Origin of the sequence: Pseudomonas syringae pv. tomato str. DC3000, from assembly GCF_000007805.1 — a bacterium.
Lineage (GTDB): Bacteria > Pseudomonadota > Gammaproteobacteria > Pseudomonadales > Pseudomonadaceae > Aquipseudomonas > Aquipseudomonas avellanae.
In genome coordinates, this window is sequence record NC_004578.1 from 1,369,280 (window position 1) to 1,387,913 (window position 18,634).

General features: G+C 58.6%; 21 protein-coding genes. 17 read left to right on the plus strand and 4 right to left on the minus strand.

The genetic code is table 11. The annotated features are described in order from the left end of the window. Positions 1–23 precede the first annotated feature (23 nt). The 8 genes from PSPTO_RS06575 to PSPTO_RS06610 all read left to right on the plus strand — a co-directional run bounded on the left by PSPTO_RS06575 (position 24) and on the right by PSPTO_RS06610 (position 6,173). Positions 24–1,202 (plus strand): polysaccharide deacetylase family protein, encoded by a 1,179-nt coding sequence (locus tag PSPTO_RS06575; protein WP_046463297.1) that lies wholly within the window; start codon positions 24–26, stop codon positions 1,200–1,202. A 294-nt stretch (positions 1,203–1,496) separates the two neighbouring features. Further along, the gene (locus PSPTO_RS06580; RefSeq protein ID WP_003376021.1) at positions 1,497–2,891 is read left to right on the plus strand and encodes a PhoH family protein; all 1,395 of its coding nucleotides are present in this window, start codon (positions 1,497–1,499) and stop codon (positions 2,889–2,891) included. A gap of 141 nt (positions 2,892–3,032) precedes the next feature. Beyond that, a complete protein-coding gene (moaC, locus tag PSPTO_RS06585; protein ID WP_005764132.1) occupies positions 3,033–3,518 on the plus strand; it encodes a cyclic pyranopterin monophosphate synthase MoaC in 486 nt (161 codons plus the stop codon). Further along, the gene (moaD, locus tag PSPTO_RS06590; protein ID WP_005764130.1) at positions 3,515–3,760 is read left to right on the plus strand and encodes a molybdopterin converting factor subunit 1; all 246 of its coding nucleotides are present in this window, start codon (positions 3,515–3,517) and stop codon (positions 3,758–3,760) included. The genes moaC and moaD overlap by 4 nt, the downstream gene beginning before the upstream one ends. 2 nt (positions 3,761–3,762) lie before the next feature. Then, positions 3,763–4,209: a molybdopterin synthase catalytic subunit MoaE gene (gene moaE / locus PSPTO_RS06595; RefSeq protein WP_005736458.1), complete on the plus strand. Its 447-nt coding sequence runs from the start codon at positions 3,763–3,765 to the stop codon at positions 4,207–4,209. 255 nt (positions 4,210–4,464) lie between these two features. Further along, positions 4,465–5,115 (plus strand): CsgG/HfaB family protein, encoded by a 651-nt coding sequence (locus tag PSPTO_RS06600; protein ID WP_161797762.1) that lies wholly within the window; start codon positions 4,465–4,467, stop codon positions 5,113–5,115. A gap of 27 nt (positions 5,116–5,142) precedes the next feature. Continuing rightward, entirely contained in the window at positions 5,143–5,514 is a 372-nt protein-coding gene (locus PSPTO_RS06605) for a DUF4810 domain-containing protein (protein ID WP_005764124.1), read from the plus strand. Beyond that, positions 5,511–6,173, plus strand: coding sequence for a DUF799 domain-containing protein (locus tag PSPTO_RS06610; protein WP_011103486.1), 663 nt, complete (start codon positions 5,511–5,513; stop codon positions 6,171–6,173). The genes PSPTO_RS06605 and PSPTO_RS06610 overlap by 4 nt, the downstream gene beginning before the upstream one ends. Before the next feature lie 80 nt (positions 6,174–6,253). Here PSPTO_RS06610 and rhlB read toward each other — a convergent pair whose 3' ends face one another. Next, positions 6,254–7,714 carry an ATP-dependent RNA helicase RhlB gene (rhlB, locus tag PSPTO_RS06615; protein ID WP_046463295.1) on the minus strand — a complete coding sequence of 487 codons (1,461 nt, stop codon included), beginning with the start codon at positions 7,712–7,714 and terminating at the stop codon, positions 6,254–6,256. Between the two features lie 115 nt (positions 7,715–7,829). Further along, entirely contained in the window at positions 7,830–8,489 is a 660-nt protein-coding gene (locus PSPTO_RS06620) for an alpha/beta hydrolase (RefSeq protein WP_007244032.1), read from the minus strand. A 484-nt stretch (positions 8,490–8,973) separates the two neighbouring features. On the opposite strand from PSPTO_RS06620, the gene PSPTO_RS06625 reads away from it, so the two are divergent. The 8 genes from PSPTO_RS06625 to PSPTO_RS06660 all read left to right on the plus strand — a co-directional run bounded on the left by PSPTO_RS06625 (position 8,974) and on the right by PSPTO_RS06660 (position 16,394). Further along, the gene (locus tag PSPTO_RS06625) at positions 8,974–10,002 is read left to right on the plus strand and encodes an amino acid ABC transporter substrate-binding protein (protein WP_005764116.1); all 1,029 of its coding nucleotides are present in this window, start codon (positions 8,974–8,976) and stop codon (positions 10,000–10,002) included. Positions 10,003–10,072: 70 nt separating this feature from the next. After that, entirely contained in the window at positions 10,073–11,254 is a 1,182-nt protein-coding gene (locus tag PSPTO_RS06630) for an amino acid ABC transporter permease (RefSeq protein ID WP_011103488.1), read from the plus strand. A 10-nt stretch (positions 11,255–11,264) separates the two neighbouring features. Further along, a complete protein-coding gene (locus PSPTO_RS06635) occupies positions 11,265–12,362 on the plus strand; it encodes an amino acid ABC transporter permease (RefSeq protein WP_005764114.1) in 1,098 nt (365 codons plus the stop codon). A gap of 10 nt (positions 12,363–12,372) precedes the next feature. Beyond that, a complete protein-coding gene (locus PSPTO_RS06640; RefSeq protein WP_011103489.1) occupies positions 12,373–13,137 on the plus strand; it encodes an amino acid ABC transporter ATP-binding protein in 765 nt (254 codons plus the stop codon). Between the two features lie 155 nt (positions 13,138–13,292). Next, positions 13,293–14,522 (plus strand): CynX/NimT family MFS transporter, encoded by a 1,230-nt coding sequence (locus PSPTO_RS06645; RefSeq protein WP_005764112.1) that lies wholly within the window; start codon positions 13,293–13,295, stop codon positions 14,520–14,522. 73 nt (positions 14,523–14,595) lie between these two features. Continuing rightward, on the plus strand, positions 14,596–15,087 hold the full coding sequence (locus PSPTO_RS06650; protein WP_005764110.1) for a nuclear transport factor 2 family protein: 492 nt from the start codon (positions 14,596–14,598) through the stop codon (positions 15,085–15,087). Then, positions 15,080–15,397, plus strand: a complete 318-nt coding sequence (locus PSPTO_RS06655) for a GIY-YIG nuclease family protein (protein WP_005764108.1) — start codon at positions 15,080–15,082, stop codon at positions 15,395–15,397. The genes PSPTO_RS06650 and PSPTO_RS06655 overlap by 8 nt, the downstream gene beginning before the upstream one ends. Positions 15,398–15,461: 64 nt before the next feature. After that, the gene (locus tag PSPTO_RS06660) at positions 15,462–16,394 is read left to right on the plus strand and encodes a glutathione S-transferase family protein (RefSeq protein ID WP_005764106.1); all 933 of its coding nucleotides are present in this window, start codon (positions 15,462–15,464) and stop codon (positions 16,392–16,394) included. A 182-nt stretch (positions 16,395–16,576) separates the two neighbouring features. Here the strand turns inward: PSPTO_RS06660 and PSPTO_RS06665 are convergent, their stop codons facing one another. Together PSPTO_RS06665 and yejK are read right to left on the minus strand one after the other, a co-directional pair. Continuing rightward, complete coding sequence (locus PSPTO_RS06665; protein WP_005764104.1) at positions 16,577–16,927, minus strand: glutaredoxin family protein; 351 nt, start codon at positions 16,925–16,927, stop codon at positions 16,577–16,579. Between the two features lie 6 nt (positions 16,928–16,933). Beyond that, on the minus strand, positions 16,934–17,935 hold the full coding sequence (yejK, locus tag PSPTO_RS06670; RefSeq protein WP_005764101.1) for a nucleoid-associated protein YejK: 1,002 nt from the start codon (positions 17,933–17,935) through the stop codon (positions 16,934–16,936). A 392-nt stretch (positions 17,936–18,327) separates the two neighbouring features. Between yejK and PSPTO_RS06675 the strand changes: the two genes are divergently transcribed. Continuing rightward, entirely contained in the window at positions 18,328–18,609 is a 282-nt protein-coding gene (locus tag PSPTO_RS06675; RefSeq protein ID WP_002552279.1) for an HU family DNA-binding protein, read from the plus strand. The last annotated feature ends 25 nt before the right edge of the window (positions 18,610–18,634 follow it).

Below are 18,634 nucleotides of genomic sequence, written 5' to 3' on the forward strand. Positions count from 1 at the left end.
GGTTGATCGAGAGGGCATCGGGTTTGCGTATTGTTTTAGCAGTGTGTGCAGGTCTGTTCTGGCTTCAGGCCCAGGCGGCAGCGCCGGTCATCGCCACCATCGACCGCAGCGTATGGCCTGAGCGCCTTGAAACGCCGGCCTTGTTCGACGTGGCGTCGCGTGCGGAGATCCTTGCCTTCGCCCATGAACTGTCGCTCAGTGAGAAACTGGGCGAGGAGGGGCTCAAGCAGCGCCTCGGCCTGCGTTTCGTCAATGTGCCGTCATTGAACGTGGTCCGTCATCGCCTGTGGCTGCGCTTGCTGGAAAACTACCAGAACGCCCAAAAAAGCTGCGAGGAGGACGCCAATTTCTGCGTGCTGGTCGAGGACATGGAGCAGTTGCGCCAGCGTGCCGATGAGTACCAGGTGTCGAACGACTCCTTCTACGCCGGTTGGGCCAGGCCCAGCGCGGTGTTTCATCAGCGCTACTTGAACGAACTGCTGTTCATGGCGGCACTGTTCCCGCAGACCAGCAGCGAGATCGAGCGTTACAACTCCGATGAGATGAGCGGCGACGAGATGCCCGATCGCACCTTCATGCTCAACTTCGAAAGCGGGCCCAGCCCGGCCGACGGCGGCACTGACTGGCTGGCCGATTTCATGCGTCAGCAAAAGATGACCGCCACGTTCTTTGTGCTGGGCAAAAGCCTTCAGGAGCGTCTGGACAGCACCTCGGTGGCAAACCTGCAGGCGTTGTACCGCCAGCAGTGTGTCGGCATTCAGGGCTGGGAGTATCGTTCGCACAGCCAGTGGCTGGACTGGCAGGATTCGGTGCAACGCAGCGCGGCGCTGGTTCAGCATGTACTGGCGGATAATTTCGTGCCGCTGTTTCGTCCCCCTTACGGTCATCGACGTGCTGACAGCGGTGATTTCTTCCGCGCCCAGCATTTGCGCGTGTCGCTGTGGAACATCGATGCCGAGGACGACAACGGACGGCTCACGGCAGAGCAAATCCAGGACCGGGTGCTGACCCTCATGCTGCTCTGGCGCAAAGGCACGGTGGCGTTTCACGACGTGGCCAACAAGGCGCAGTCTGCGCTGCCACTGCTGCTGGCCAACACTGCGCAAAGCGAGTTGATCTGGGAAGATTGCCGAAATATCTCTGAAGCGCCCGTGGAACAAGGCTTCGAGAGCAATGAGGAGGCTACGCCGGAGGGGGAATGAAGGCAGATTCGGCGTGGGCGGACTTCCGACTTTAAACGTGCCGGCTACGTCCGCCAAGTCCTATTCGTCACCCTGTGAAATAAACCTCAAAAAACCATCAAAGCACTTTTTTCTGTCATCCCTTTTGCTGTATTACGAATACAGACCGCCGAAACCTGCAACACAGGTGGCGTCTTCCAAGACCCACCTTGAGCGACATATCTCCCCTGCCTGAAGGGAAGAATCCGGCGGCCTTTTCGTGGCGCAGCACTGTCGTGGTTCTGCGTCGCCTGGCATCTACAAAGGTGAGCGAGTATGGATGATCACGGACGCACCCCTTCCACCAACCAGCCAATCCTTTACGTGCTCGATACCAACGTACTGATTCACGATCCAAACGCGTTGTTGAATTTCGAAGAACACCATGTCGCCATTCCCATGACGGTTCTGGAGGAACTGGACAAACTCAAGGCCGGTAAACATTCGGTGGCCGCCGAATGCCGTCAGGCCATCCGTCTGATCGACAAGACTCTGGGAGAAGCCAGCCCCGAAGAAGTCGAAAAGGGCGTGCCTATTGATCGCGGGACTGGTGTGTTCAAAGGTTTCCTGTCCATTCTGATGAGCAAGCGCGAGGAACCCAACAGCCTGCTGCCCGAGCACTTGAACGACAACATCATCATCAACCAATTGATCGACCTGCACGCGCGCAACAAGGACTTGAGCGTCGTACTGGTGACCAAAGACATCAACATGCGCCTTAAGGCGCGTGCCTGTGGCATCGACGCCGAGGATTACAGTACCGACCAGCTGGTGGACGACGTTTCACTGCTGTCGCGTGGCTACCATGACATGACCGGCTCGTTCTGGGACCGCGTCAACAAGGTCGATACCCGCCAGGAGCGTGGCCGTACCTGGCACCGCGTTCAACTCAATGAAATGCTTCCGGCCGTCCATATCAACGAGTTCATTGTCGACGAACAAGGTTTTGTGGGCTGGATCAAGGGCGTCAAGAACGACGAGTTGCTGATCCTCGACATGCATCAGGAGCCCTTGCTGCATCAGGAAGCCTGGGGCTTGAAGCCGCGGGATATCTATCAGGGCCTGGCATTGTTCGCCTTGCTCGACCCGGATATTCATCTGGTCAACCTGTCGGGGCCTGCGGGCTCGGGTAAAACCATCCTGGCGCTGGCCGCTGCCATCGAGCAGACCATGGTCACCAAACGCTACCGTCGCATCATCGCGACCCGCAGCGTTCAGGGGCTGGATCAGGAAATCGGCTTTCTGCCCGGCACCGAGGCGGAAAAGATGGAGCCGTGGCTTGGCGCGATCACCGATAACCTCGAAGCCCTGCACATGGATGATGAAAACACTCACGGCAGTGTCGATTACATCCTCAGCAAAGTGCCATTGCAGTTCAAATCCCTTAACTACATTCGAGGTCGCAGCTTCCAGCAAAGCCTGATTCTGATCGATGAATGCCAGAACCTGACCCCGCACCAGATGAAAACCATCATCACCCGTGCCGGTGCCGGTTCCAAAGTGGTCTGCCTGGGCAACCTGGCGCAGATCGACACCCCTTATCTGTCAGCCACCAGTTCTGGTCTGACCTACCTGACGGAGCGCTTCAAAGACTTCCCGAACGGCGTGCACCTCACCCTGCAAGGCGTGCCACGCTCCATTCTGGCCGAATACGCAGAGAGTCATCTTTAGCTGAAAAGCAGCTTCAAGCGGTTAGCTGCAAGCTACAAGCGGGGAACTTCGGTGTATGAAGGCCCTCGCTTGCAGCTCATGGCTTATAGCTTGTATCTGCCCCACCCTCTACACTTCTTGCATCTGCCAAGGAGTAACGTTGTGCTCACTCATCTCGATTCCCAGGGTCGCGCCAATATGGTCGACGTCACTGATAAAGCCGTGACGTCCCGTGAGGCTGTGGCTGAAGCGTTGGTGCGGATGTTGCCCGCCACGCTGCAAATGATTGTCAGCGGTGGCCATCCCAAAGGAGATGTGTTTGCTGTCGCGCGCATTGCCGGTATTCAGGCCGCCAAGAAAACCAGCGATCTGATTCCGCTGTGCCATCCGCTGATGCTGACCAGCATCAAGGTTCACCTGGCTGCCGAGGGCGACAACGCAGTGCGCATCACGGCAAGCTGCAAACTGTCCGGGCAAACCGGCGTTGAGATGGAAGCCCTGACGGCGGCCAGTATTGCGGCGCTGACTATTTACGACATGTGTAAGGCAGTGGATCGCGGCATGGTTATCGAGTCGGTTCGCCTGCTGGAGAAGCTTGGCGGCAAGAGCGGTCATTTCATTGCAGATGATGCGCAGGTTGCCCCATGAAGATTGAGGTCCAGTACTTTGCCCGTTATCGCGAAACGTTGGGCATAGACAGCGAGTCTGTCGAAGGCGAGTTCGTCACGCTGGAGGTGTTGCGTCAGCATCTGTTGCAACGTGGCGAAGCGTGGCAGGTTCTGGCCGAACAGAACCTGATGTGTGCGCGCAATCAGGAGCTCTGTAAGCTTGACGAACCCCTGCTTGATGGCGACGAAGTCGCGTTCTTTCCGCCTGTGACCGGAGGCTGAGCATGACGATTCGTGTGCAAGCAGCAGCATTCGATCCCGGCACTGAAGTCAACGCGCTGCACGCTGCCAACCTGGGCATCGGTGCGGTGGTGAGTTTTGTCGGTTACGTGCGTGACTTCAACGAAGGGCGCGAGGTATCGGGCATGTTTCTGGAGCATTACCCGGGCATGACCGAAAAGGCCTTGGCGAAGATTGTTGAAGAAGCCGAGCAGCGCTGGCCGTTGCTCAGGCTCGACGTGTTGCATCGGGTGGGCGCGCTCGAGCCGGGTGAGCCTATCGTGTTTGTGGGCGTTGCCAGCGCTCATCGGCAGGCGGCGTTCGAGGCCTGCGATTTCGTCATGGACTACCTCAAGACCCGTGCGCCGTTCTGGAAGAAGGAAAATACTTCTCAGGGGCCGCAGTGGGTCGAGGGTCGCGATAGCGATCAGGCAGCCGCCCGGCGCTGGTAGCCGGTAGCTGCGTCCATGCGTTTTTCCTGAACGCGTGGTCTCTCGCTGTTTGTATCGTCTATTTGTATCTTCTTGGTACAAAGGGATGGCTTCGGGCTATCATGCCGGCCCGGAAACGGCGTCTCATCGGCTTCGGCCAACTTATTCAATAACTGTCCGAGCGTGATTGCCCTTGCGGCCGCCACGTTGCGGGCAGGTTTTCGTCAACGTTCGGAGCAGAATGTGAAGAAACTTCAGCAGTTTTTGGTTTCAGGGATGACAACAGCGGCGTTAGTGCTGATGGCTGGTTGTGCAACGGAAAGCTCGCGGGCGCTGCCTGTGGCAAAGGTTGAAAGTGCTGGTGTGGCTTATGCCGGCAAGCGTTATCCGGTGGCGGTCGGCAAGTTCGATAACCGCTCCAGTTACATGCGCGGGATCTTTTCCGATGGTGTGGATCGGCTTGGTGGTCAGGCCAAGACCATCCTGATCACCCACATGCAGCAGACCAACCGGTTCAGTGTGCTGGACCGCGACAACATGGAGGAAATCAAGCAGGAAGCCTCCATCAAATCCACCGCCCAGCGCCTGAAAGGCGCTGATTACGTGGTGACTGGCGATGTGACCGAGTTTGGTCGCAAGGAAGTCGGCGATCAGCAACTGTTCGGTCTGCTGGGCCGTGGCAAATCGCAGATTGCCTACGCAAAAGTCGCGCTGAACATCGTCAATATCAGCACCTCGGAAGTGGTGTACTCCACTCAGGGTGCGGGCGAGTACGAGCTTTCCAACCGGGAAGTCATCGGCTTTGGTGGCACCGCCAGTTATGACTCGACACTCAACGGCAAGGTTCTGGACCTGGCCATGCGCGAAGCCGTCAACAACATGGTGCGTGCGCTCGATAGCGGTGCCTGGAAACCAACTGCCAACTGATGTTTTAAAAGGGAATTTGTGGTGTTCATGAACATGAATAATAGTTCGTTGCGCAGTGCCGCAATGTTGCTGGTGGCAGGCGTCTGCGTCACGGGTTGCGCTCCGCAGCCGAAAACCCTGTACCAGTGGGGCAGTTATCAGCCCGAAGTGTATGAGTATTTCAAAGGCGAACCCAAAGAAGTCCAGGTCGCCAAACTTGAAGAAGACCTGCAGAAAATCCGCTCTGCCAACGCAACGCCGCCACCGGGCTACCACGCTCAGTTGGGCATGCTCTACGGCGGCCTGGGCAAGGATGACCAGATGGTTCAGGAGTTGCGCACGGAAAAAGCACTGTTTCCCGAGTCGGCCACCTACATGGACTTCCTGCTCAAGAACGCCCACGCAGGAGTCGCCAAATGAACCTCGCTTATCTGAAAGTGGCTGTCAGCCTGTTTGCCGTCGCCCTGTTGTCGGGTTGCGTTACTCCGCCGCCGACGGTGGACTACTCGGCCTTCAAGGAAAGCAAGCCGCGTTCGATTCTGGTGCTGCCGCCGGTCAACGAATCGCCTGACGTCAAAGCGACGTACAGCACCTTCGCGCAGGTGACCTATCCGCTGGCCGAGTCAGGTTACTACGTGTTGCCGGTGGCGCTGGTTGACGAGACGTTTCGCAACAACGGTCTGACCAACGCCAACGATATTCAGGCCACATCGCCTGCCAAGCTGCGCGAGATCTTCGGCGCCGATGCCGCGCTGTACATCACGGTCAAGCAATACGGCACCAGTTACGTGGTCATCAGCAGCCAGACCGTCGTGACGGTCACGGCAAAACTGGTTGATCTGCGCACCGGAACTGCGTTGTGGACAGGCGCCGCTTCCGCTTCCAGTGAAGAGGGAGGCAACAATAGCGGCGGCGGTCTGGTGGGCATGCTGATCACCGCAGCGGTCAAGCAGATCATCAACAGCGCTACCGATGCCGGTGACCCCATTGCCGGGATAGCCAGCAACCGACTGCTTACAGCGGGTCGGCCGGCGGGTTTGCTGTACGGCCCGCGTTCGCCGAAGTACGGCAGTGACTGACCCTCACACTGTCGATGTCTGACAGGCACAAAAAAAGCGCAGCCCCGTAAAAGGCTGCGCTTTTTTGTTGGCTGGATCGATCAGTTGGTTTGTCGCACGACTGCTCTGAGCAGATGAGTCGGCGGTGTTTCACAGCTGATCTTGCGGCCCAGCTTCTCTTCGATGGCGGGCAACTGGTAGGAGTCGTCTTCCCCGGCGAAGCTGATCGAGACGCCATCGGCCCCTGCGCGACCGGTACGGCCGATGCGGTGCACGTAGTCGTCCGGAACTTCCGGCAGGGTGAAGTTGATCACGTGGCTGATGCCGTCGATGTGAATCCCGCGACCGGCCACATCGGTGGCGACCAGTACGCGGATCTTGCCTTCGCGGAAACCTTCAAGGGTCTTGATGCGCTTGTGCTGCGGCACATCGCCTGACAGTTGCGCGGCGTTGACGCCATCGCGTACCAGACGCTCTTCGATGCGGCGCACTTCATCCTTGCGGTTGGCAAAGACCATGACCCGTTCCCAGCCGTTGTCGGTGACCAGGTTGTAGAGCAACTTGTATTTGTCGGCACCGGCAACGGCATAGATATGCTGTTCGACGTTGTCGCTGGCGACATTCAAGGATTCGATCTCGACGATGGAAGGATCGGTCGTCCACTGCTTGGCAAGGTTCATCACGTCTTCGGTGAAGGTCGCGGAGAACAGCAGGGTCTGGCGTTCGCCCTTGTGCGGGGTCTGGCGAATGATCTGCCGGACCTGCGGGATGAAGCCCATGTCGAGCATGCGGTCGGCTTCATCGAGCACCATCACCTCTACCATGTCCAGGTGCACTTCGCCGCGCTGGTTGAAGTCCAGCAGGCGACCCGGCGTGGCGACCAGAATGTCACAGTGCCGCGCTTCAAGCTGCTTGAGCTGTTTGTCGAAGTCCATGCCACCGACAAACGTCATGACGTTGAGGTTGGTGTATTTGGTCAGGTCGGCGGCGTCCTTGGCGATCTGCACCACCAGTTCGCGGGTCGGCGCGATGATCAGTGCGCGGGGTTCGCCCATGTAGCGCTCTGCCGGCGGCGGTGTCTGGGTCAGTTGCTCGATGATCGAGATCAGGAACGCAGCGGTCTTGCCGGTGCCTGTCTGGGCGCGGCCGATGGCGTCCTTGCCCTTGAGGGTGAAACCCAGCACACCCGCCTGGATCGGCGTGCAATAGGGAAAACCAAGGTCCTGAATCGCGTGCATCAGTTCGGGGGCCAGGTTGAAGTCATGGAAGCGGGTCTTGCCTTCCTGTGGCTCCACGGCGAAATCTTCGAGGTTCCATAGTGGCGCGGGCGGTTTGGCTGCGCGCTCACGGCGCGGGCGCTCGGCTTTTGGATTGTCGGCGCGGGGTGCCGGGGCTATGGCGGGCTCGCTGGCAATATCCAGCACCTGGGGCTGGGCAGCATGATCCGGTTGGTCGCCGATGGCCGGCGCGGGAGAGGCGGGGAGGAAGGCTGTCGGGCCAGGCGCGTGCTGCTCAGCCTCGCTTTTACCGAACATCTTTTTAAGTGCTTTGAGCACGGTCATCTCATCAATTGATTAAGGAATGTACGCCGAGCAGTGTAAAGCAAGAACCGTGCTCGGCGTAGTGCCATCCGTGGCGAGCTACAAAAGCGCTCTGTGACAGGGGTTACAGACCCCTTCAGCGGAGCTTTTCAGCCAGCCAGACGCCGATGTCGTGGATTTCCTGCGGTAACACTTGATGCCCCATTGGGTACTCTTGCCAGTCAACGGTTACACCCTGAGCCTTGAGATGGTCGTAAACGGCCCGGCCCATCGGATAATGGACCACTTCGTCGTGCTGGCCGTGCAGGCAATACGCCGGAATACGCTGCTGGCTGGCAGACAGGGTCATATCCTTGTTGAATGTCGGTGCATAAGTGGACAGCGCGAGCAGGCCGCCCAGTGGGCCCTGCCAGCGTCGATAGCCGACGTGCAGAACCACCGCGCCACCCTGGGAAAAGCCTGCCAGAAAGATCCGCGCCGGATCGATACCGCTGTCGCGCTGTTGCTCGATCAGGCTGATCACCTGCAGCGCCGAGGCTTCCATCTGGTCATGATCAATGGCGCGGGCCTCGGAACTCATGGCTTTGATGTCATACCAGCTCGGCATTTCATAGCCGCCGTTGACGGTCACGGCGCGTGTCGGTGCCTGAGGCAGGACGAAGCGGGCAGTGGTCAGCGACGCCTGCAGCGCTTCGGCAACCGGCAAAAAGTCATAACGGTCGGCACCCAGCCCATGCAGCCAGATGACGCAGGCATCGACTGTGCCGGAAGGTTGGATGATCAAAGGTTCGCTCATGACTGCTCCATTTGCGTGCACCGGCTCGTTAAGAGCGCATTAATAGGGTGCGCGGGGTAGATTAAAAATGAAAGAAGATGTCGCAAGGTTACAAGTTTTTGACTTGACCTGTCGCTAATTCGACATAGCCAGCATGCTGGTACGGGCTTTGCTACAGCAGGACTGGAGTCGAGGCGCTCACATCGTTCGGTAACACTATAAGGCTACTATTTATAGCGATCGAAAAGCAGCTCGGGAGTCCATGCGTCAGGATTCGCGGCACGATTCAAGCTGTACCGAACAGGTTCGGGAAAATCATGGGTTTTCAGTCCACGGGGCCGATTCTGAATGATGATGGCGATGACGGGATGATCCCGCAGGCCATTCACCCTTTATGCCCAGCGTCGCATGACCCAAAAATAAGCCAGCACGGGTCATTAGCGCCTCACAAAGGTGCGACGCGACTGAAACGCCTACACAACAAAGAGCAAACTGGAGGTTTTGAATGAAGATGTTGAAATCCACCCTGGCTATCGTCACCGCCTTGGCTGCATTTGGTGTGACCGGGGCTGCCAACGCAGGCGCCACCCTTGACGCTATCGTCAAGAAAGGGTTTGTTCAGTGCGGCGTCAGCGATGGCCTGCCAGGGTTTTCCGTTCCAGACTCCACCGGCAAGATCACCGGTATCGATGCTGACGTCTGCCGCGCAGTCGCCGCCGCAGTATTTGGCGACGCCACCAAGGTCAAGTTCAGCCAGTTGAACGCCAAAGAGCGTTTCACTGCACTGCAATCGGGCGAGATCGACATCCTTTCGCGTAACACCACCTGGACCAGCTCCCGCGATTCGGCCATGGGCCTGATGTTTGCCGGCGTGACTTACTACGACGGCATCGGCTTTCTGGTAAACAAAAAACTGGGCGTCAACAGTGCCAAGGAACTGGACGGTGCAACTATCTGTATCCAGGCCGGTACCACCACCGAGCTGAACGTCTCCGACTACTTCCGCTCCAACAACCTGAAATACACGCCGATCACTTTCGACACCTCCGATGAAAGCGCCAAGTCGCTGGAAGGCGGCCGTTGCGACGTGTTGACTTCCGACCAGTCGCAGCTCTACGCACAGCGCAGCAAGCTGGCCAAACCGGACGACTACGTCGTTCTGCCGGAAGTGATCTCCAAAGAGCCTCTGGGCCCTGTCGTGCGCAAAAACGATCCGGAGTGGTTCGCGATCGTCAAGTGGACCCTGTTCGCCATGCTCAACGCCGAGGAAGCCAAAATCACTTCCAAGAACGTCGAAGCTGAAGCCAAGGCGACCAAAAACCCCGACGTAGCCCGTATGCTCGGCGCAGACGGTACTTACGGCAAGGACCTGAACCTGCCGAAGGACTGGGTCGTGCAGATCGTCAAGCAAGTCGGTAACTACGGCGAAGTGTTCGAACGCAACCTGGGCGAAGGCACCCCGCTGAAAATCAAGCGTGGCCAGAACGCTCTGTGGAATGCCGGCGGCATCCAGTACGCACCACCTATTCGTTGATTGACCCGGCGCCCGACAGGCTTCCCAGCCTGTCGGGCGTTGTTCTGTTGGATTTTTCCTGGGGCATTTCATGGAAAAGCAAATCGTCGCACCCAAGCAAAAGCTCTCTCTGAGCGATCCGAAAGTGCGCGCGTGGTTATTTCAGATCATCACTGTCGTGGCGGTGATCGCGTTTGGCTGGTTCATTTTCGACAACACCCAGACCAACCTGCAACACCGTGGTATTACCTCGGGTTTCGGTTTTCTTGAAAACAGTGCCGGCTTCGGCATTGCTCAACACCTGATCGACTACAGCGAATCGGACACTTATGCTCGCGTGTTCGTCATCGGTTTGCTGAACACCTTGCTGGTATCGGTTATCGGTATTGTCCTGGCGACCTTGCTGGGCTTTGTCATTGGTGTCGCTCGCCTGTCTCCGAACTGGATGATCAGCAAGCTGGCAACCGTGTATGTCGAAGTCTTCCGCAACATTCCGCCACTGCTGCAAATCCTGTTCTGGTACACCGCCGTATTCCTCACGTTGCCCGGTCCGCGTCAGGCACATGGTTATCTGGACATGTTCTACGTCAGCAGTCGTGGGCTCAACATGCCCGGAGCACTGCCTGCCGAAGGCGCATGGGCGTTTCTGATCAGCATCGTGGTCGCGGTGATCGCGGTTGTGATGATGGTGCGTTGGGCCAACAAGCGTTTCGAGGCGACCGGCCAGCCGTTTCACAAGTTCTGGGTCGGCCTGGCGTTGTTGCTGTCGATTCCCGGCCTGAGCATGCTGATCTTCGGCAGCCCGGTGCACTGGGAGCTGCCGCAGCTCAAGGGCTTCAACTTCACCGGCGGCTGGGTGCTGATTCCCGAGTTGATCTCCCTGACCCTGGCACTGACGATCTACACCGCAGCCTTCATTGCTGAAATCGTGCGCTCCGGCATCAAGTCGGTCAGCCATGGTCAGACCGAGGCCGCCCGTTCGCTGGGGCTGCGCCCTGGGCCGACACTGCGCAAGGTCATCATTCCGCAGGCGCTGCGAGTGATCATCCCGCCGTTGACCAGTCAGTTCCTGAACCTGGCGAAAAACTCGTCGCTGGCAGCAGCCATCGGTTATCCGGAAATGGTTTCCCTGTTTGCCGGTACGGTGCTCAACCAGACCGGGCAGGCCATTGAAGTCATTGCCATCACCATGAGTGTGTACCTGGCGATCAGTATCAGCATTTCCATGCTGATGAACTGGTACAACAAGCGCATTGCGCTGATCGAGCGGTGAGGAAACGCGCATGACAACCCATACTTTCAAACCTGATATGCCACCACCGGGCAAAGTGTTCGGTCCGGTCGCGTGGATGCGGCAGAACCTGTTCTCCAGCTGGATCAACACCCTGCTGACCCTGTTCTCGCTGTATCTGATCTACCTGATCGTTCCGCCGATTCTCAGTTGGGCCCTGCTGGACGCCAACTGGATCGGTACGACCAAGGAAGACTGCACCAAGGCGGGCGCCTGTTGGGTGTTCATCGAGCAGCGCTTCGGTCAGTTCATGTACGGCTACTTTCCTAATGAACTGCGCTGGAGGGTCGATCTGACCGCAATCCTGGCGATTGTCGGTGCTGCGCCGCTGTTCATTTCGAAGTTTCCGCGCAAGGCTGTGTACGGCATCTGCTTTTTGCTGATCTACCCGGTCGTTGCGTTCTACCTGCTGCACGGCGGCGCGTTTGGTCTGACCAATGTACCGACCAGCCAGTGGGGCGGTCTGATGCTGACCCTGGTGATTGCCACCGTGGGTATCGTCGGTGCCTTGCCGCTGGGTATTTTGCTGGCGCTCGGCCGTCGCTCCAACATGCCGGCCGTGCGTGTGGTGTGCGTGACGTTCATCGAGTTCTGGCGTGGCGTGCCGTTGATCACCGTACTGTTTATGTCGTCTGTGATGCTGCCGCTGTTCATGCCGGAAGGGATGAACTTCGACAAGCTGCTGCGGGCGCTGATCGGCGTGATTCTGTTCCAGTCGGCGTACATCGCCGAAGTGGTGCGCGGCGGGATGCAGGCCATTCCCAAGGGGCAATACGAAGCGGCCTCGGCGATGGGCCTGGGTTACTGGCGCGCCATGGGTCTGGTGATTCTGCCGCAGGCGTTGAAGATGGTCATTCCCGGCATCGTCAACACCTTCATTGCTTTGTTCAAAGACACCAGCCTGGTGATCATTATCGGCCTGTTCGACCTGCTTAACAGCGTCAAACAAGCCACCGCCGACCCGGCATGGCTGGGTATGGCCACCGAAGGCTACGTCTTCGCGGCCCTGGTGTTCTGGATCTTCTGTTTCGGTATGTCCCGCTATTCCATGCATTTGGAACATAAGCTGGACACAGGCCACAAGCGTTAGGAGTTTTGTGATGAGTGAAGTTATCAATAAGCCCCTGGGCGCTGAAGGCATGATCCGCATGGAGGGCGTCCACAAGTGGTACGGCCAGTTCCATGTGCTCAAGGACATCAACCTGAATGTGCGCCAGGGCGAACGTATCGTGCTGTGCGGCCCGTCTGGCTCGGGCAAGTCGACCACCATTCGCTGCCTCAACCGTCTGGAAGAGCACCAGCAGGGCCGTATCATCGTTGATGGCACCGAACTGACTTCCGACCTGAAGCAGATCGAAACCATCCGCCGTGAAGTCGGCATGGTGTTTCAGCACTTCAACCTGTTCCCGCACCTGACCATCCTGCAGAACTGCACGCTGGCACCGATGTGGGTACGCAAGATGCCGAAGAAGAAAGCCGAAGAAATCGCCATGCACTACATTGAGCGTGTGCGTATTCCAGAGCAGGCCCACAAGTTTCCGGGTCAGCTTTCCGGTGGTCAGCAGCAGCGTGTGGCGATTGCCCGTGCCTTGTGCATGAAGCCGAAAATCATGCTGTTCGACGAGCCGACCTCGGCGCTTGACCCGGAAATGGTCAAGGAAGTACTCGACACCATGGTCGGCCTGGCGGAAGAGGGCATGACCATGCTCTGCGTGACTCACGAGATGGGCTTTGCCCGCACCGTGGCGAACCGCGTGATCTTCATGGACAAGGGCGAAATCGTCGAACAGGCTGCACCGAACGACTTCTTCGACAACCCGCAAAGCGACCGCACCAAGCTGTTTCTCAGTCAGATCATTCACTGAGTCGGTAGCGGCTGCACAGAAAACCGGGCCTTGCGCCCGGTTTTTTTGCGGCCTTTTCTGTATGCAATTTCAGCTGAACCTTGTATTCAAGATGATTCTCCAACAGGATACTGCCCCCCTGAAACGGGTCGACATACCTGATTACCGAGAAACCGATGACTGCCAAGGCTCAACCCAGCCCCCAACCGACTGCCGATCCAACTCACCCTGCTCTGAAGCGCCCGTGGCTTTTGCTGCTGGGGCTGGTGCTCGTTGCCCTCAACCTGCGCCCTGCGTTGTCCAGCATCGCGCCACTGCTCAACGAAGTGTCCGATAGCCTGGGCATGTCGGCTGCCGAGGCTGGTTTGCTGACCACGCTGCCTGTGCTTTGCCTGGGCCTGTTCGCGCCGCTGGCACCGATTCTTGCGCGCCGTTTCGGCAGTGAGCGGGTGGTGCTGGTGATTTTGCTGAGCCTGGCTGCCGGCATGGCCCTGCGCAGTCTTTTCGGTGAAGTCGGCCTGTTCAGCGGCAGCCTGCTGGCGGGCGCGAGTATCGGCATCATCGGGGTGCTGTTGCCCGGTATCGTCAAGCGCGATTTTCCGCGTCAGGCGGGTGCCATGACGGGCGTATATACCATGGCGCTGTGCCTGGGGGCGGCAATAGCCGCTGGCTCGACCGTGCCGCTGAGTCAGTATTTTGGTGGCAGTTGGGCAATAGGTCTGGGTTTCTGGCTGGTTCCGGCCTTGATCGCTGCGTTGTTCTGGTTCCCGCAGGCCCGCGAGGTGCACAGCACGCATCGCGATGTCTATCGTGTGCACGGCCTGTTGCGTGATCGACTGGCGTGGCAGGTCACGCTGTACATGGGGCTGCAATCTTCACTGTCGTACATCGTCTTTGGCTGGTTGCCGTCCATTCTCATAGGGCGCGGCATGACCCCGACCGAAGCGGGGCTGTTGTTGTCCGGTTCGATCATCGTGCAGGTCATCAGCGCCTTGAGTGCGCCCTGGCTGGCAACCCGCGGCAAGGACCAGCGACTGGCGATCATGCTGGTCATGTCTCTGACCCTGACCGGCCTGTTCGGTTGTCTGTACGCGCCCATCGAAGGGCTGTGGGGCTGGGCGATTCTGCTCGGGCTGGGGCAGGGCGGTACGTTCAGCCTGGCACTGGCGCTGATCGTTCTGCGCTCACGCGATTCTCACGTGGCCTCCAACCTGTCCAGCATGGCGCAAGGCTTCGGTTACACCATCGCGTCAATGGGGCCGTTCGCCGTGGGCGTCGTGCACGACGTGACGGGCAGTTGGGACGCGATTGGCTGGATCTTCGCCGTGCTGGGCGTGGGCGCCATGATCGCGGGCATGGGCGCGGGGCGTGCGCTGTATGTTCAGGTGAGCAGCGAGAAGGTGTGAGGCCATCAAGCACTCGCCATTTTCCGCTGCGCCGCTTATCGTGCACGGATCATTCGCCAAGGGATTTGCATGCATGAGCTACGAAGAACAAAGCCAGGCCAACAGCGCCCTCATCACCCGCTTTTATGGGGCATTCGCTCAGCTGGATGCCGAGGCGATGAGCGCCTGCTACAGCGACGATGTGCTGTTCAGCGATCCGGCGTTCGGTGAGTTGCGTGGCCCTCAGGTGGGCGACATGTGGCGCATGCTGACTTCTCGGGCGAAGCACTTTTCGGTGGTCTTCGATCAGGTGCGTGCCGATGACCGCACGGGCAGCGCGCACTGGGTGGCGACCTACCTGTTCAGTCAGACCGGGCGCACGGTGGTCAACGATATCCAGGCCCGTTTCGTGTTTCGCGATGGCAAGATCTGCGAACACCACGACCATTTCGACATGTGGCGTTGGTCGCGTCAGGCGCTGGGTGCAAAAGGCCTGTTGCTCGGCTGGACACCGCTGGTGCGTAACGCGGTTCGCGTCCAGGCGCTCAAGGGCCTGAAAGCCTTCACCGAGAGCCGCCGTGCCTGAGGCTCTGGAAACTTCGCTCGGCAAGCCCTGGTTTGTGTACCTGGTGCGCGCGGCCAATGGCGCGTTGTACTGCGGCATCAGCGACAACCCGCAACGGCGCTTTGCCGCGCACCAGAGCGGCAAGGGCGCACGTTTTTTCTGCTCCAGCCCGGCGCTGGCACTGGTCTACGTCGAGCAATGGCCCAGCAAGGGCGATGCGTTGCGTCACGAGCGGCTGATCAAGAAACTCAGAAAAAGCGCCAAAGAGGCACTGGCGGCCAGCTACCTGAACGTACCGATCCATGAGGGTGATGTCGCCTCATCAGTTTGAGCCTGTGGGCGGGCAGGGTGCTGCGGGTTAATCTGTCGGCTTCCCATGTGCGCAGAGGCTGAACATGTCCGAGTTGATTCTTCACCACTACCCCACGTCGCTGTTTGCCGAAAAAGCCCGTTTGATGCTGGGCTTCAAGGGCGTTAACTGGCGTTCGGTGACCATTCCTTCGATCATGCCCAAGCCTGACCTGACCGCGCTGACCGGTGGCTATCGCAAAACGCCGGTGTTGCAGATCGGCGCAGATATCTACTGTGACACGGCGCTGATGGCCCGGCGTCTGGAGCAGGAAAAAGCCTCGCCGGCCTTCTACCCGCAAGGCCAGGAGTTTGCCGTGGCCGGCCTGGCCGCCTGGGCCGACTCGGTGCTGTTTCTGCATGCAGTGAGCCTGGTGTTTCAGCCTGAATCGATGGCCGTGCGCTTTGCCAAAGTACCGCCTGACGCCGCCAAGGCATTCATTGCTGACCGCTCCATGCTGTTCAACGGTGGCACCGCTTCGCGCCCGCCCGTCGAGCAGGTCAAACACCAATGGCCAACGTTCATGTCACGTCTTGAGTCGCAACTGTCGCACGGCGGTGACTTCCTGTTCGGTGCGCCTTCAATTGCCGATTTCTCGGTCGCCCACACGCTGTGGTTCCTCAAACAGACGCCAGTGACGGCGCCGTTTGTCGATGATTACCCAAGTGTCAGCGTCTGGCTGGATCGCGTACTGGGATTTGGCCACGGCAGCTTGAGCGACCTGAGTTCCGCCGCTGCCATCGAAATCGCCAGCAACGCCACGCCCGCGCCTTTGCCCGATGAAACCTTCATTGACCCGAACGGCTTCAAGGCGGGCGATAAAGTCGCCATCGCCGCGGTCGACTACGGCGTTGAAGCGGTTGAAGGCGAGCTGATGTTTACCGGACGCGAAGAACTGATCCTGCGCCGCGAAGACAATCGCGCCGGTGTGGTACACGTGCACTTCCCGCGACTGGGTTTTCGGGTCGAGAAACGCTGAAGTCGAAGGGCAAGTGGGAGCGAGCTTGCTCGCGAAGACGGACTGACAGGGGCGTCAATATTCGGCGGTCATACGGGCCTCTTTGTGAGCAAGCCTGCTCACAGGCGCGAAGTGCTCTGAGACGCGACATAACAATTGGGAGCTTTCTCGCGAGCCCGCTGCAATCGACAGCGGGTGAGGCTTCACTTCAACGCCGCCAATATCTCATCCGGTGCGAAGCCCCGGATCAGGGTGCCGTTGACATTGATCAGCGGGATGCCACGTCCACCCAGCGCTTCATAGGCCTTGCGGCCTTCGTCTGACTTCTCGATGTCGAACTCCTGATACGCGATCCCTTTGCTGTCCAGAAAACGTCGCGTCTGTTTGCAGTAGCCGCACCAGTCGGTGGCGTACATCACCACTTTTGCCTGGCTGTAGCGCTGGGCAACGCTCGCTGGCGGTGGGTTGATGAAGTTTTCGATCCTGCCCCAGTTCTGGTAAATGACCACCACCAGCATGATCAGCGCAAACTTCTTGAGGGTGCGTATCAGCATGGCGGATTACCGTCGTTTCAACTGATCGGTCAGTTGGGTCGGCAGCCCCTTGATAATCAGGGTGCCTGCGGTTTCGTCGTACTCGATCTTGTCGCCCAGCAAGTGAGCTTCGAAGCTGATCGACAGGCCCTCGGCGCGGCCTGTGAAGCGGCGGAACTGGTTGAGGGTGCGTTTATCCGCCGGGATTTCCGGGGACAGGCCGTAGTCCTTGTTGCGGATGTGGTCGTAAAACGCCCTTGGCTGATTTTCGTCGATCAGCTCGGACAGCGCTTCAAGGCCCATTGGTTCGCCCATCTTGCTCTGGCTGCTGGCGTAGTCGATCAGGGTCTTGGTCTTCTCGCGTGCCGACTCTTCCGGCAGGTCTTCACTTTCGACAAAGTCACTGAAGGCTTTGAGCAACGTGCGGGTTTCGCCGGGGCCGTCCACGCCTTCCTGGCAGCCGATGAAGTCGCGGAAATACTCGGAGACCTTCTTGCCGTTCTTGCCCTTGATGAAGGAAATGTACTGTTTGGACTGTTTGTTGTTCTGCCACTCGGAAATATTGATGCGAGCGGCAAGGTGCAACTGGCCCAGATCCAGATGGCGAGAAGGGGTCACGTCCAGTTCGGCATTCACCGCCACACCGTCGCTGTGGTGCAACAGGGCGATGGCCAGGTAGTCGGTCATGCCTTGCTGGTAATGGGCGAACAACACATGGCCGCCGACGGACAGGTTGGATTCTTCCATCAGCTTCTGCAGGTGCTCGACTGACACTCTGGAGAACGCCGTGAAGTCTTTGCCGCCGTCCAGATACTCTTTCAGCCAGCCGCTGAAAGGGTGCGCGCCGGACTCGGGATGGAACAGGCCCCATGCCTTGCCTTGTTTGGCGTTATAGCTCTCGTTGAGGTCGGCCAGCATGTTTTCGATGGCCTGGGACTCAGCGAGTTCGGAGTCGCGTGCATGGAGAACAGCGGGCGTACCGTCGGGTTTTTTTTCGATCAGGTGGACGATGCAATGACGGATCGGCATGGGCTTCTCGGCTGAAAAAGGTGAAGAGCGTGCAGCTCGTTGCAAGGCGCCAAGTGTAACGCACGCATGTGCCTGTTGGCCCGAGCTAGCTGGTTTTCGCTGGCAGCGGGTGTTTACTGGATGTTTTTTGCGCAATTACCATTAAAACCTGACCAAAAGGATAGGTAGGGGCGGATATTTGCCCGGCTCTGTGCTAGTTTTGCGCGGTCTTGCGCACTTAGCGCGTCAAGCATGCAGTTAGCGCACACGTGGGTCGAACCATTGCCCGGTTTCAGTATCTACACTTTCGCGATTAATCGTGGCTGCTAGCGGGTGGCCAGGTTCATTGCCTGGCCACGGGCCGACGTTGCGCTCTGCAATCCAAATGAATTTGATAGGGAAGGAACACCACCATGGCTCTTACTAAAGACCAATTGATCGCCGATATCGCTGAAGCTATCGACGCGCCAAAAACCACCGCGCGTAATGCTCTTGAGCAATTGGGCCAAATTGTTGCCGACCAATTGGAAAACGGCGTTGAAATCACTTTGCCGGGTATCGGCAAGCTGAAAGTTGCAGAGCGTCCAGCTCGCACCGGCCGCAACCCTTCGACTGGCGCTGCCATCGAAATCGCTGCCAAGAAAGTTATCAAGTTCGTACCAGCCAAAGTGCTGACCGACTCGATCAACAAGTAAGCACCCGCTTGCTGTAAAAAGCCGT